Here is a 14125-nt window from a genome sequence, read left to right as displayed (position 1 = left end):
AATTAAAACAACCCCTTGGCTTGTCAGCCGAGGGGTTGTTTGCTTGCAGTTCCTGCTTTCCGTGGATATGCCTTTGGCGTCTGTTTTTCTTTTCTGATAAACACAAAGCTCCTGCTGATATCCGAATCGGGAAGTATAAGCTTTTCTACTTTTTCAATCTTACCACCGAGAATATGGATTGCCTTTTTTCCCTGTATGATTTCTTCCTCTACCGTTCCGGTCTTATACGGGATAAAATATCCACCAGCCTTCACAAATGGAATACAATACTCTGAAAGCACTGCCATATTTGCAACCGCACGTGAAACTACAAAATCATATTTCTCACGCATTGCCTTATCTCTGGCACCTTCCTCTGCACGTCCATGTACCGCTGATATCTCATTCAGGTTTAACTCATCAATCACTTCCTGTAAGAATTTAATACGTTTGTTCAAAGAATCAAACAACGTTACCTGCAAATTTGGAAATGCGATTTTTAATGGAATACCCGGAAATCCCGCACCCGTTCCAACATCAATAATCTTATATTTTTTTTCCCACAGCTTCACATATCCGGCAAGTGCAAGACTGTCAATAAAATGCTTGAGTATTACTTCTTCCCGCTCTGTGATAGCAGTCAGATTCATGACCTTATTTTTCTCAATCAGCATGTTATAATACTGTTCAAACTGTGCAAGCTGTGCATCAGTTAAAAGCACTTGTCCTTCTGTAATTTGTTCTACATATGTTCTTACTTTTTCCATATTCTATATTCCTATACCTGTTTCTTCGTCTCCAGATATATCATCAACACCGACACATCTGCCGGTGATACACCGGAGATACGGGATGCCTGTCCAAGCGAAGCCGGTCGGATATTTGATAACTTCTGTCTGGCTTCTTTTCGAAGATTAGCAACATCTTCATAATTGATATCTTCCGGAATCTGCTTTTTCTCCATCTTCTGAAAATGTTCTACCTGTTGCTTCTGACGACTAATATAACCATCATATTTGATTGCAATGTTGATTTGTTCTACTACTTCATCATCCAGAACAATCTCATCTGTCGTATCAATGCCAAGCAATGCCCTGTATGCTTCCTGCCTATCAGTATCCAATTCATCCAGTGCTTCATAAGAAAGCTCCGGTCTACGGATAAGCTCTGCCAATGTTGCAGCTGTTCCAAGAGAAGAACTTCCATATTTTGACAGAAATTCCTGTACATGCTTATTTGCACCAACTGATATTTCATTCATACGTGCGATTTCCGCATCAATCTGTCTGCGTTTCTCACAGAACTTTTCATAACGTGCTTCATCAATCAAACCAATTTCATGTCCGATATCTGTCAATCGCAGATCGGCATTATCCTGCCGTAAAAGCAGTCGATATTCTGCACGGCTTGTCATCATACGATAGGGTTCCTGTGTCTCCTTCGTTACAAGATCATCAATCAAAACACCGATATATGCCTGCGAACGATCTAAAATCACCGGTGGTTTGTTCTGTAGCTTCCGTGCGGCATTGATACCTGCCATGATACCCTGTGCGGCCGCTTCCTCATACCCGGAACTGCCATTAATCTGTCCGGCACTGAACAGTCCATCCATATCTTTAAATTCCAGATTTGCCTTCAAATTCGTTGCATCAATACAATCATATTCAATCGCATATGCATTCCGGACGATTGCTACATGCTCCAATCCCGGTACTGTATGAATCATCGCATACTGCACATCCTCCGGCAGAGACGAAGACATACCACCCATATACATCTCATTTGTAAATTCGCCTTCCGGCTCGATAAACAACTGATGTCGGTCTTTGTCCGGGAACTTCATGACCTTATCTTCGATAGAGGGACAATATCTTGGTCCTGTTCCCTCGATAAATCCAGAGAAGAGTGGAGAACGGTCAATATTATCCTTGATAATTTTATGTGTTTCCTCGTTCGTATAAGTCAGCCAGCAGGAAATCTGATCACGCTTGATATCTTCCTCTTTATTCGTAAATGAAAATGGAACGATATGCTCATCACCTTTTTGCTCTGTCATCTTCGAAAAATCTATCGTCTTTTTATCAAGACGTGCAGGAGTACCTGTCTTAAACCGACGAATAAAGATACCTGCATCCCGCATAGAATCAGACAAGTGATTTGCTGCTGAAAGACCATTTGGACCCGTATAATTTACTACATCACCATAGATGCATCTTGCCTTCAGATACGTTCCGGTACATAAGATAACTGCCTTTGCATGATACACTGCACCCGAATACATACGAACACCACAAATGATCTTCTGATCTTTCATTTCATCCGTAATCTTCGTATCATATAGAAGCTCTGCAACCTCTCCCTGACGAAGTGTGAGATGTTCCTGATTCTGAAGAGTGAGCCTCATTTGTTTTGTATATTCGCCTTTGTCTGCCTGTGCCCGCAGAGAATGTACAGCAGGGCCTTTCGATACGTTCAGCATCTTACTCTGAATATAGGTCTTGTCAATATTTTTACCCATCTCTCCACCTAAGGCATCAATTTCACGTACCAGATGTCCTTTGGAGCTTCCGCCGACATTCGGGTTGCATGGCATTAAGGCAACGCTGTCCATGCTGATTGTGAACAGGATGGTTTCAAGACCAAGTCGAGATGCAGCAAGCGCAGCTTCACAGCCCGCATGCCCGGCACCAACGACGATAATATCATATTCTTCCTCTATATATTTCTTTTCCACGATAAAATCCTCTTGAAGATAATTCAAACCTATCTAATTTCATAAACAAGATTTCTAAATTACCAAATTCTTCGCAGACACACTCCCGTTCGGCTCATCACGCAATGGTACTAAATTCGCAGTAACACTAATTCAACGAATTAGTATCCCTGCTCATTAAGTACCAGCGTGCTTCGACGGTCTGCTTTCGAATTTGTAATATTAGAAATCTTGATTTACATTATGGCTGGTTTGAATTATCAATCTACATATTCAACTTTAACCAAATATTTGTACTTATAAATATTTCATAACTACAATTTTAACTTATTAATTATACCTTGTTGAATAAAAAAAGAAAAGGTATAATAGAGGAAATTGTGATTTTCCCGTATGTTGTTGCATTTACATGCGGGTACCTTATTGAAAGAAAGGTGTTTGGTTATGAGTGAGACGATTGCTGCAATTGCAACTGGGATGGGAGATTCCGGCATAGGAATTATTCGGATTAGTGGAGATACAGCATTACAGATTGTGAATCAGGTATTTCAACCGGTAAATAAGAAAAAAACAATTTTGAATATGGAAAGCTATACCGCCGCTTACGGAAAGATCATCTATGAAGATGAAATCTATGATGAAGCAGTTGCACTCGTCATGCGCGCCCCAAAGACATACACGACTGAAGATGTGGTAGAATTAGATTGTCATGGTGGTATCACCGTATTAAAGCGTGTCTTAGATCTTGTGATCCGGCTTGGTGCAAGACCAGCGGAACCGGGTGAATTTACGAAACGTGCATTCTTAGGTGGACGAATTGATATGTCACAGGCAGAATCCGTCATGGATCTGATTCATGCAAAAAATAATATGGCAGCAAAATCATCCCTGCTCCAGCTTCGTGGTGAATTAAAGACCATAATTACAGACCTGCGTGATACTTTACTTTATAACATTGCATACATCGAATCAGCCCTAGATGACCCCGAAAATTATTCCTTAGATAACTTTCCACAGCAATTACACACCACTGTGGATAACATGTTGATAACTGTCAATCATTTACTGTCAACCAGTGAAAATGGACGTATTATCAAAGAGGGAATCCGTACAGTCATCGTCGGACGTCCAAATGCAGGTAAATCCTCTGTTTTGAACATGCTGTTAGGCGAGGAACGTGCGATTGTCACAGAGGTTGCCGGCACAACAAGAGATACGCTGGAAGAACTGGTTAATATCGACGGAATTACGCTAAATATCGTAGATACAGCGGGTATTCATGATACGGAAGATATCGTAGAAAAAATCGGTGTAACAAAAGCTATGACAACGATTTCTGACGCGGATCTAATCCTTTATATCGTCGATGGAACATGCGCTTTAAATGATGATGATTACCACATTATGGATGCTTTACAAGGCAAAAAGGTTATCACTTTGGTCAATAAAAATGATCAGAATCTGATTGTGGATAAGTTGGGGATAACTTCAAAATTAGAGACTAAAATCTTGGAAATATCAGCCAAAGAAGGCACTGGCAAAGAACAACTTCATGACCTGTTAAAGTCCATGTTCTTCAACCAGGATATTACCTATAACGATGAACTCTACATTACCAACCTGCGTCATAAATCATTGCTCTACGACACAAGAGAAAGCTTAAGCAAAGTCTTAGAAAGTATAGACATGGGAATGGGAGAGGACTTCTTCACAATTGATCTGATGTCCGCCTACACAAGCCTCGGCAAGATCATTGGCGAAGAACTTGAAGACGATCTCGTCAACAAGATATTCGCCGAATTCTGCATGGGTAAGTAAAGGACACTTATTTCACAGAAGAAAATTATAGTATAAAAAATAATTTTATAATATGAATATAAAAATTCAATTATATTCTTAGTGTAAATTAATAATTGCAAAACACAATCAATACTTGAATTCATATATTTCAATATGAATTCATTCTAATATACGATATGTTTGAATCCTAGAAGTTCTTAATGTTCTGTTATTACACTAGCCATGTTTGAACACGATGTTCAAACAAGCCGCCACTGAGCCATGGATGGCGAATTGGCGGCGGTGGCGTATTATATCAATATATAAATCAGAACATTTAGAACTTCTTAGATTCAATACATTGTATATAGAATGAATCATATTGAAATATATGTTTCAACTACTACTATGTTTTGCAATTATTTCGACTCACTAAAAAAGGATAACCGTTTTTCAACGATTATCCTTTTTATAATTAAGCATTTTTCTTCAAGTAAATAACAACCTTACGATAAGGCTCTTCACCCTCACTTCTGGTAGCTACATATTTATCATTCTGAAGAGCAGAATGGATAATTCTTCTCTCATAAGGATTCATAGGCTCCAGAGTAAATGGTCTTCTTGTTCTCTTAACCTTGAACGAAATATTCTTTGCAAGATTCTCCAGTGTATCTTTTCTTCTTGCACGATAATTTTCTGTATCAAGTTTGACACGGATATAAGATTCGCTCTTCTTATTTACGAACAAGCTGATCAGATACTGCAGAGAATCCAATGTCTGTCCACGCTTACCGATCAGGATACCCATATCCGGACCTTCTACGTCGATATCCATGGTTGCTTCTGCTTCATCATAATCGATTGTAACCTTTGCTTCGATATCCATAGCCTTGAACAGATTGTCAAGGTATTCCTGAATATCATCTAAGAAGCTTTCCTTTTTCTTAGCTTTGATTACTGCCGGTTTTGCACCGATTCCTAAAAATCCGGAAGTACCTTTTTCGATTACTTCGTATTCAAGGTCTGTGCTCACGCAACCAAACTCCGTAGACGCAAGAGTGATTGCTTCATCGACTGTTTTTGCCTTAAACTCTCTATACTCCACTTTTCTTACTCCTACTTATCATCTTTATCATTGTTATAACGCTGCATGATATTTGCTTTCGATGCAAGGGAACCTGCACGATATTTTGTTCCGGCATCATTACCAGACTTCATTGTGTTAGAAGAATAACTCTTTAAGCTTGCATTTGATACGCTGCTGGTTGCCTTTCCTTCATCTGAAGAGGAAGAAGATGCCTGTCCATAAGCAGCCTCCTGCATTTTCTCCATAAAGGATTTCTTGTTTTTCTTCTTCTTTTTTGCATTCTTCTTTGCAGCTTTTGCCATACTCTTTTCCAAAATCTTGTCCATATCACAATGCTTAAAGTAAGCATTTGTACAAACAGTTGTAAGGAAAGAGATAAAGGAACCCATTGCCCAGTAAAGACCTACACCACAAGGTACATTCACACAGACAAAGAAGGAGAAGATTGGCATGACATACATCATTGTCTTCATTGTTCCCATCGTAGCCTGCTGTGTCGGATCATCCGAACCCTGCATTGGTGTTACCTTCATGCTCAAAAACTGGAAGATGAGTGATAATACAGGAATTATAATTGCTGCTGTCAATGCAAAATGTGGAACGGCTGTCAGATCCAAACCAAAGAAGTTATAAATCTGCTTGATGTTATCCACATTACCATTTGCTGTCATCGCATCAACGACCGCACCTGAATTACCAAGCTTTGCAGCAAATGTATCCCACAATGTTCTTGGGAAATTTGCAAGCACATCAATGATCGTATTCGTATTTTCATAATTGATGGACTTCATCGCAATTGTAAGCTGCTGTCCACCATCTGCCGTTACCGCTTCCAAAGCCTTCTGTGCTGCGGAATCACCCTGGATTGCAGTTGCAATTGGCTTATACATATCATATACCTTTGGTACATATGCTGGTATATTCTGGATTACACGGTACAAAGCAAGGAAAATAGGAAGCTGTATCAACGATGTCAGACAACCACTTGTCATGCTGACACCATACTTACTCTGAATCTCTTTCGTGATTCTCTGTACTTCCATCATTGACTGCTGATCTGTCTTACCTCTGTACTTCTTAGTTGCCTTGTTGATTTCCGGCTGAATCATTGACATAATCTTGCTTGAACGATTCTGCTTATACATCAACGGGAATATGATCAAACGTACGATCAGCGTAAAAAGAATAATCGCAATACCGATTGATTCTACGCCGATTGCATTCAACCCGCGGTAGAGCAAACTAAGAATGGCTCCTAAAAGCCTCGAAATTGGCTTAATAATAAAGCCACCTGACTGTGTTAAAAACATACTGTCCTCCAAACAATTCGTGTAAAACCTTAGTTTTACATCTTAGGGAACCGGGTCATATCCACCTTTTGAAAATGGATTACACCTAAGAATTCTCCAGACTGCCAGAATCGTACCTTTGAAAAAACCATATTTCTGATATGCTTCTATTGCATAATTGGAACAGGTTGGATAATATTTGCAATGACCATATGGTTTGATGGGTGATATATATTTCTGATAAATACGAATCAATCGAATACATAATTTCTTCATATATCTCACACTCCCTTATGATCCGGGGCATCTGTGTGTTCAATCAGAATTCCATGCTTTCCTGCAAGATGCAGAAATGCGGAATCTACTTCACGAAACCCTTTTCCTTTTGCGGCAACACGTGCCACAACTACAATATCATATCCATCCTTAATACGGTATTTGTTCAACCGGTATGTCTCCCTGATTAATCTGGTCAACCGGTGTCTGACCACACTATTACCAACTTTCTTACTAACAGAGATTCCAATTCTACTGTAATCCAAGTTGTTGGCCCTCAGATACATCACTAAATACTTATTGGCAAACGATTCTTTTTGGTTATACACCTTGCCGAACTCTCTGTTATTTTTAAGTGTAACTATATGTCTCATACAATTCTCCACTTAATGAAAAAGGTCACAGTACCTGTGACCTACGCTGATAACTGCTTTCTGCCCTTAGCACGTCTTGCGGCCAATACCTTTCTTCCGTTCGCTGTGCTCATTCTCTTTCTGAAGCCGTGAACTTTAGAACGCTGTCTCTTCTTTGGCTGAAATGTCATTTTCATAATGAAAGTCCTCCTTTTCTATATAGTTATGCCCGAAAACTGCATACTCGCCTATTATATTGAAAAAATAAGCTTCCGTCAATAGAAGTTATCCACAAATATATAGGGATATACCCACCTAATTTACATAATGTTATCCACAAATTGTTATTAACTTGTGGAAAACTTGTATATTTCATGTTCATTTATCCTCAAAATGCCTATTTTACGTCATTTTGGATATACACAATTTTCCAAGTAAACCTAATTTTACTTTACATAACATCTTATATCACTCATTATTATTTTTCTTCCTATAATTATGTAGTAAAAATCTCCGAAATCCACGCCCAAAACTTGCTAAAATTCTGAATTTATTGTAAAATAGAATCCAAGTGTGCGGATAAAGGAAGCACAGTATTTAGGAGTTATGATATGAAAGAATTAATCGAATCAAAATGGGAAGAGATTCTGTCTCTTCTGGAAACCGAATATGACATTTCCAGTATCATGATCAATACGTGGATTCGTTCTCTTAAAATATATGAGGTAAAAAATAATACCGTATATTTTTACGTAGATGAAAAGCTCGGTGAGAATGCGCTGAAGTTCTTAAAGCGTAAGGAGTTTGACATTTTTTTGCTTTCCTCTATTCGTGAGACATTAAATGACAGTACGATTGATATTGTGATCGACGAAAAGAAAAATCTGATTGAAAGTGACGAAGAAGCCAGAAAAGAGTCTGTACAAAAATCCGACTCTTACAAAGAAGCAGTCAGTCGCAGCAATCTGAATCCAAAATACACATTTGATACGTTTATTGTCGGAGAAGGAAACCGCCACGCTCATGCAACATGTCTGGCAGTTGCCGATCTTCCCGGACAGGATAATTTCAATCCATTGTTCTTATATGGAAACTCCGGACTTGGCAAGACACATCTCATGCAGTCTATCGCACATTACATCCTGCAAAAGGATGATAAAACAAAAGTTCTTTATGTGCCATCCGAGACATTTACGCATGAGATCATCGACGCAATTAAGAATCATACGACAAATGAATTCCGTGAGAAATACAGAAATGTAGACGTCCTGCTGATTGATGACATTCAGTTTATCATCAAAAAGGAAAGTACACAGACGGAATTTTTTAATACGTTTAATGAACTTTATAATAATAAAAAACAGATTATTCTTTCTTCCGACCAACCTCCAAAGGAGCTGCAGTCTTTGAATGAAAGAATCCGTTCCCGTTTTGAATGTGGCATTCCAATTGATATTCACGAGCCTGACTATGAAACACGTATGGCAATTTTAAAAACAAAAGCGGAGATGGATCATTTAAACGATATTCCGGAAGAAGTGTTCCAGTATATCGCAGAGAATGTAACCAACAACATCCGGGAACTCGAAGGTGCTCTTCATAAGATTGGCATTTTCTCCAAGCTTATGAAAGAAGAGGTTACACTGGAGACAGCCAAGGAATCCCTGAAGGATCTGATCAATAAAGAAAAAAATGAAACGATTACCGGTGAAACGATTCTCAAGACGGTATCCGAGCATATGAATATCTCTCCAGATGATATCCGCTCCAAGAAGCGTAGTCAGGATATCGCGACAGCCAGACAGGTCGTTATGTACTTATGTCGAAAGCTTACCGTCATGTCTCTGCAATCTGCGGGCAATATCGTCGGCGGTCGTGACCATACGACAGTCATCAACGGCATTAACCGTGTTGAGGCGAAACGGAAAGAAGATCCGGCATTCAACAATACGATTGAGACCATCATCAAAAAGCTGGATACAAACGCATAGATTTACACATAAATTTGTGATTTGATTGAAGATAACCTGTTGACACTTTTTTGAACCATTCTTATGTTAACTTTAATGTGTGAAGTTATCCAGATGCTTCCACAGAGAGTGAAATGCATTTCAACATGGTTATAAAGGTGGATTTAACCAGCAACCATCAATGTTTTTAAGGGTTATATACATATCCACAGCTACTACTATTACTACTACTAATTTATATTCTATATTTATGACTCAGGCGCAGCCTCGAAAGGAGTTTCAACTAACATGAAGATAAAATGTTCAAAAGTAAACCTGTTAAATTCTCTTAACATCGTTTCGAAAGCAGTTTCTACTAAGACAACGTTACCGATTCTGGAATGTATATTAATTGATGTATATGCAGACAGCATTAAACTGACAGCAAATGACCTTGAGATTGGTATTGAAACAATCTTAGATGGTGAAGTGATCGAGATGGGACGGATTGCGATTGAAGCAAAGCTGTTCAATGATATTGTTCGTAAGCTTCCAAACAGTGAAATATTTATTGAGACAACATCAGATTACAATACAATCATCCGTTGTGAAAAATCAAAGTTCGTTATTCCATCCAAATCCGGTGAGGACTTTACAGAGCTTCCTCAGATTGAGAAGGAAAAGAGTATTGAACTTTCCCAGTTTTCTTTGAAGGAGATTATCCGACAGACAATCTTCTCTATCTCAGATAATGAGAATAACAAGCTGATGACCGGTGAGTTGTTTGAGGTAAAGGATGGTGTGCTTCAGGTCGTATCTCTGGATGGACATCGTATTTCACTTCGTAATCTGGCATTGAAGGGAAATGCTTCGAATGTAAGCGTTGTTGTACCGGGAAAGACACTCAATGATCTGTCAAAGATCATCACAGGTGGTGTCGATGATATGGTAACGGTTTACTTTACAGACAGACATATTTTATTTGAGTTTGAGAATACAATAGTAGTATCCCGTCTGCTTGAGGGAGAATATTTCAAGATCGTACAGATGCTTTCTATGGATCATAAGATCAAGGTTCGCGTAAATAACAGAGAGTTGTTTGATTGTATCGATCGTGCTTCTATCCTTATGCGTGAGTCAGATAAGAAGCCAATCGTTGTCAGTATCAAAAATGATAACCGTATGTATCTCAAAGTCGATACGATGATGGGTTCCATGAATGAAGAAATCGAAATCACAAAGGATGGAGAGGAAATCATCATTGGATTTAATCCAAGATTCCTGACAGATGTGTTGAAGGTTATTGACGATGAAGACATCTTTATCTACATGCGTGATGCAAAATCACCATGTATCATCCGGGATGATGCAGGAACTTATATCTATGTTGTATTACCAGTCAATATCAATGCGGGGGCTTATTAATCATGGGTGAGATGCATATTTTAAAGCTTCGCGAGGGCGAGGAATATATCAAATTAGGACAGGCACTTAAAGCGACTGGTCTTGCAGATTCTGGAATTGGTGCAAAGGAAATCATTCAGCAGGGACTGGTTTTAGTCAATGGTGAGATTGATGAACGTCGTGGAAGAAAGCTCTATGATGGTGATGAAGTCGTGTTTGATGATAATAAGATCAGTATTCAGAAATAATTTCTGTGCAAATGAGGTGTAGGCATGTATATTGAAAATCTGGCACTGCAAAATTACAGAAATTATGCGCGTGCCGAGATTACATTTTCCGATGGTATCAACATTTTATATGGGGATAACGCACAGGGAAAGACCAACATATTGGAAGCTATCTACCTGATTGGAACGACAAAGAGTCACAGAGGAAGCAAGGATCGGGAAATCATACGGTTTGATGCAGATGAAAGTCATATCCGCGCAGAAATAAAAAAAGATGGTATGCATCGACGGATTGATATGCATCTGAAAAAGAGCAAATCAAAAGGAATTGCGATTGATATGGTACCAATCCGCAGAAGTTCTGAGTTGCTTGGCACGATGAATATGGTTTTCTTTTCCCCGGAGGATCTTTCTATCATCAAAAACAGTCCGGCAGAGCGAAGAAATTTCATGGATATGGAATTATGCCAGTTGGATAAGATTTATGTGAGTCTGCTGGCAAATTATAAAAAAGTGTTAGATCAGAGAAATAATCTGTTAAGGCAGATTAGCTTTGATAAAAGTAAAATGGATATGCTGCCAGTCTGGGATGACCAACTGGTAAAATATGGTATAGAAATCATTAAAAAGAGGAATCATTTTATTGATTTGATAAATGAGATAATTCCTGATATACATAGCAATTTAACGTCGGGAAAAGAACATTTGTGTCTGGTATATGAGAAAAATGCAGAAGAGGAAAGCTTTGCATCGATGCTTGCAGAAAAACAGGAGATGGACTTACGTTATCAGACAACACAGACCGGTCCTCACCGCGATGATATCGCGTTTTTGATCGACGGTATGGATGTGAGAAAGTTCGGTTCGCAGGGACAGCAGCGTACAGTGGCGCTGTCATTGAAGCTTGCAGAAATCGAGCTGGTAAAGAGACTGATACAGGATAATCCCATATTACTGTTAGACGATGTAATGTCTGAGCTGGATCGAAGCCGGCAAGATGCGTTATTAGAGTCTATTCGAGGAATCCAAACGATTCTTACATGTACAGGATATGATGATTTTATAAAGGAACGGCTGGCAATCGATAAAGTCTATAAGATTGTTGCCGGAACAATACAGGAGGAATTAGATGGGTAATCAAAATGAAAGCAATTATGATGCGAATCAAATCCAGATTCTGGAAGGTTTGCAGGCGGTTCGTAAAAGACCAGGTATGTATATCGGTAGTACCTCTACAAGAGGACTTCATCATCTTGTATACGAGATTGTAGACAATGCGGTTGATGAGGCATTGGCAGGATTTTGTACGGAAATAGATGTATCAATCAACGAAGATGGTTCCGTGACTGTTATCGATAATGGACGTGGTATCCCGACAGGTATCCACAAGAAGGCCGGTATTCCGGCTGTGGAAGTTGTATTTACAATCCTGCATGCCGGCGGTAAGTTCGGCGGTGGCGGATACAAGGTATCCGGTGGTCTGCATGGTGTAGGTGCATCGGTTGTAAATGCACTTTCGAACTGGCTGGAAGTTGAGATTTCCAGAGATGGAAAGGTCTATAAGCAGCGTTATGAACGTGGAAATGTGGTGTATAAGCTAAAAGAGATTGGCAAGACCGACAAGACCGGAACGAAGGTTACATTTATGCCGGACGATACAATCTTCGATGATGTTATCTTTGATTATAAGGTGCTTCGTACGAGACTCCGTGAGATGGCTTTCCTCACAAAGGGATTGAAGATTAATCTTGAAGATAAGCGTGAGGGCAAGGAACAGAGAGAATCCTTCCACTATGAGGGTGGTATCAAGGAGTTCATCTCTTACCTGAATAAGACAAAGACTGCACTTTACGACAAGATTATCTATATCGAGGGTAATAAAGATGATATCTATGTCGAAGTGGCAATGCAGCACAACGATTCTTACAACGAGCTTACTTTGAGCTTTGTAAATAACATCAATACACCGGAAGGTGGCATGCATCTGACAGGATTTAAGAGTGCTATCACGAAAGTCTTCAATGATTATGCAAGAAGCAATAAGATTCTGCGTGACAAAGAAGAAAACCTGTCCGGTGATGACTTGCGAGAAGGTCTGACCGCTATCGTAAGTATCAAGATTCCGGAGCCACAGTTTGAAGGACAGACAAAACAGAAGCTTGGTAATGCAGAAGCGAGAACCGCGGTAGAAGGACTTGTGACAGAGAAACTTACGTATTTCTTAGAGCAGAATCCTCAGGTGGCAAAGGCTATTGTAGGAAAAGCAGTTGTCGCACAGCGTGCCCGTATGGCAGCCAGAAAAGCAAGAGATGTTGCCCGTAAGAGTACACTTGAGACGAACATGGCGCTTCCCGGTAAGCTTGCCGATTGTTCGGATCCAAATCCAAAGAACTGTGAAATCTACATCGTAGAGGGAGATTCCGCTGGTGGTTCTGCAAAGACTGCCAGATCCCGTGCAACACAGGCAATCCTTCCACTGCGTGGTAAGATTCTGAATGTAGAGAAAGCAAGAATCGACCGGATTCTGGAAAATGCAGAGATTAAAGCCATGATTACTGCATTTGGTACTGGTATTCGTGAGAATTTCAATATTGAAAAGCTTCGTTATGACAAGATCATTATCATGACCGATGCCGATGTCGATGGTGCACATATTGCAACCTTGATGTTAACCTTCTTCTTCCGGTTCATGCCGGATCTGATCAAGGAAGGACATGTATATCTGGCACAGCCACCACTGTACAAGCTCGAGAAAAACAAGAAGACATGGTATGCATACAGTGACGAAGAGCTGGCAGATATCTTAAATGAAGTCGGACGTGACCAGAATAACAAGATCCAGCGATACAAAGGACTTGGTGAGATGGATGCCGAACAGTTGTGGGATACGACGATGGATCCGGAAAAGCGGATTTTATTGCGTGTAGCAATTGATGAGAATAGTGAGTCTGAGCTTGACTTAACCTTCGATACATTGATGGGTGAGAGAGTAGAGCCAAGACGTGAATTTATTGAGGCAAATGCAAAATTCGTTAAGAATCTTGACATTTAAGTAGGAGGAGAACA

The 14125-nt window shown here is 39.6% G+C and carries 13 protein-coding genes; 6 read left to right on the top strand and 7 right to left on the bottom strand.

Annotated elements, in window-relative coordinates:
- Positions 1–23: 23 nt before the first annotated feature.
- Positions 24–746 carry a 16S rRNA (guanine(527)-N(7))-methyltransferase RsmG gene (gene rsmG / locus ACZQK9_RS04070; RefSeq protein ID WP_483269701.1) on the bottom strand — a complete coding sequence of 241 codons (723 nt, stop codon included), beginning with the start codon at positions 744–746 and terminating at the stop codon, positions 24–26.
- A gap of 11 nt (positions 747–757) precedes the next feature.
- Positions 758–2719, bottom strand: coding sequence for a tRNA uridine-5-carboxymethylaminomethyl(34) synthesis enzyme MnmG (gene mnmG / locus ACZQK9_RS04065; RefSeq protein ID WP_483269710.1), 1962 nt, complete (start codon positions 2717–2719; stop codon positions 758–760).
- 420 nt (positions 2720–3139) lie between these two features.
- Between mnmG and mnmE the strand changes: the two genes are divergently transcribed.
- Entirely contained in the window at positions 3140–4513 is a 1374-nt protein-coding gene (gene mnmE / locus ACZQK9_RS04060; RefSeq protein WP_483269700.1) for a tRNA uridine-5-carboxymethylaminomethyl(34) synthesis GTPase MnmE, read from the top strand.
- A 436-nt stretch (positions 4514–4949) separates the two neighbouring features.
- Here mnmE and jag read toward each other — a convergent pair whose 3' ends face one another.
- From jag to rpmH, 5 genes are read right to left on the bottom strand one after another with little or no spacing between them, the layout of a single operon-like run.
- Complete coding sequence (gene jag, locus ACZQK9_RS04055) at positions 4950–5579, bottom strand: RNA-binding cell elongation regulator Jag/EloR (protein ID WP_216508193.1); 630 nt, start codon at positions 5577–5579, stop codon at positions 4950–4952.
- Between the two features lie 11 nt (positions 5580–5590).
- Positions 5591–6871, bottom strand: coding sequence for a YidC/Oxa1 family membrane protein insertase (locus ACZQK9_RS04050; RefSeq protein WP_216508194.1), 1281 nt, complete (start codon positions 6869–6871; stop codon positions 5591–5593).
- A 42-nt stretch (positions 6872–6913) separates the two neighbouring features.
- Positions 6914–7126, bottom strand: a complete 213-nt coding sequence (yidD, locus tag ACZQK9_RS04045) for a membrane protein insertion efficiency factor YidD (RefSeq protein ID WP_216508195.1) — start codon at positions 7124–7126, stop codon at positions 6914–6916.
- Between the two features lie 5 nt (positions 7127–7131).
- Positions 7132–7500 (bottom strand): ribonuclease P protein component, encoded by a 369-nt coding sequence (rnpA, locus tag ACZQK9_RS04040; RefSeq protein WP_216508196.1) that lies wholly within the window; start codon positions 7498–7500, stop codon positions 7132–7134.
- A 41-nt stretch (positions 7501–7541) separates the two neighbouring features.
- The gene (rpmH, locus tag ACZQK9_RS04035) at positions 7542–7676 is read right to left on the bottom strand and encodes a 50S ribosomal protein L34 (protein WP_021984100.1); all 135 of its coding nucleotides are present in this window, start codon (positions 7674–7676) and stop codon (positions 7542–7544) included.
- A 414-nt stretch (positions 7677–8090) separates the two neighbouring features.
- On the opposite strand from rpmH, the gene dnaA reads away from it, so the two are divergent.
- From dnaA to gyrB, 5 genes are all read left to right on the top strand, one after another.
- Complete coding sequence (dnaA, locus tag ACZQK9_RS04030; RefSeq protein WP_021984099.1) at positions 8091–9470, top strand: chromosomal replication initiator protein DnaA; 1380 nt, start codon at positions 8091–8093, stop codon at positions 9468–9470.
- A 267-nt stretch (positions 9471–9737) separates the two neighbouring features.
- Positions 9738–10853 carry a DNA polymerase III subunit beta gene (gene dnaN, locus ACZQK9_RS04025; RefSeq protein WP_216508197.1) on the top strand — a complete coding sequence of 372 codons (1116 nt, stop codon included), beginning with the start codon at positions 9738–9740 and terminating at the stop codon, positions 10851–10853.
- 11 nt (positions 10854–10864) lie between these two features.
- Complete coding sequence (locus tag ACZQK9_RS04020) at positions 10865–11080, top strand: RNA-binding S4 domain-containing protein (RefSeq protein ID WP_483269709.1); 216 nt, start codon at positions 10865–10867, stop codon at positions 11078–11080.
- Positions 11081–11104: 24 nt separating this feature from the next.
- Positions 11105–12196, top strand: a complete 1092-nt coding sequence (recF, locus tag ACZQK9_RS04015) for a DNA replication/repair protein RecF (RefSeq protein WP_216508198.1) — start codon at positions 11105–11107, stop codon at positions 12194–12196.
- On the top strand, positions 12189–14111 hold the full coding sequence (gene gyrB / locus ACZQK9_RS04010) for a DNA topoisomerase (ATP-hydrolyzing) subunit B (RefSeq protein ID WP_178016872.1): 1923 nt from the start codon (positions 12189–12191) through the stop codon (positions 14109–14111). Before recF ends, gyrB begins: the two co-directional genes overlap by 8 nt.
- Positions 14112–14125: the final 14 nt, after the last annotated feature.

Source organism: Wujia sp., from assembly GCF_056872695.1.
Note: the sequence above shows the minus strand (reverse complement) of the source record. Positions and strands in the feature narration are given on the sequence as shown.

What these genes read in the sequence shown, in the direction of transcription:
- rsmG (WP_483269701.1), bottom strand. Translation starts at nt 746, where the DNA reads ATGGAAAAAGTAAGAACATATGTAGAACAAATTACAGAAGGACAAGTG.
- mnmE (WP_483269700.1), top strand. Translation starts at nt 3,140, where the DNA reads ATGAGTGAGACGATTGCTGCAATTGCAACTGGGATGGGAGATTCCGGC.
- ACZQK9_RS04050 (WP_216508194.1), bottom strand. Translation starts at nt 6,871, where the DNA reads ATGTTTTTAACACAGTCAGGTGGCTTTATTATTAAGCCAATTTCGAGG.
- yidD (WP_216508195.1), bottom strand. Translation starts at nt 7,126, where the DNA reads ATGAAGAAATTATGTATTCGATTGATTCGTATTTATCAGAAATATATA.
- rnpA (WP_216508196.1), bottom strand. Translation starts at nt 7,500, where the DNA reads ATGAGACATATAGTTACACTTAAAAATAACAGAGAGTTCGGCAAGGTG.
- rpmH (WP_021984100.1), bottom strand. Translation starts at nt 7,676, where the DNA reads ATGAAAATGACATTTCAGCCAAAGAAGAGACAGCGTTCTAAAGTTCAC.
- dnaA (WP_021984099.1), top strand. Translation starts at nt 8,091, where the DNA reads ATGAAAGAATTAATCGAATCAAAATGGGAAGAGATTCTGTCTCTTCTG.
- dnaN (WP_216508197.1), top strand. Translation starts at nt 9,738, where the DNA reads ATGAAGATAAAATGTTCAAAAGTAAACCTGTTAAATTCTCTTAACATC.
- ACZQK9_RS04020 (WP_483269709.1), top strand. Translation starts at nt 10,865, where the DNA reads ATGCATATTTTAAAGCTTCGCGAGGGCGAGGAATATATCAAATTAGGA.
- recF (WP_216508198.1), top strand. Translation starts at nt 11,105, where the DNA reads ATGTATATTGAAAATCTGGCACTGCAAAATTACAGAAATTATGCGCGT.
- gyrB (WP_178016872.1), top strand. Translation starts at nt 12,189, where the DNA reads ATGGGTAATCAAAATGAAAGCAATTATGATGCGAATCAAATCCAGATT.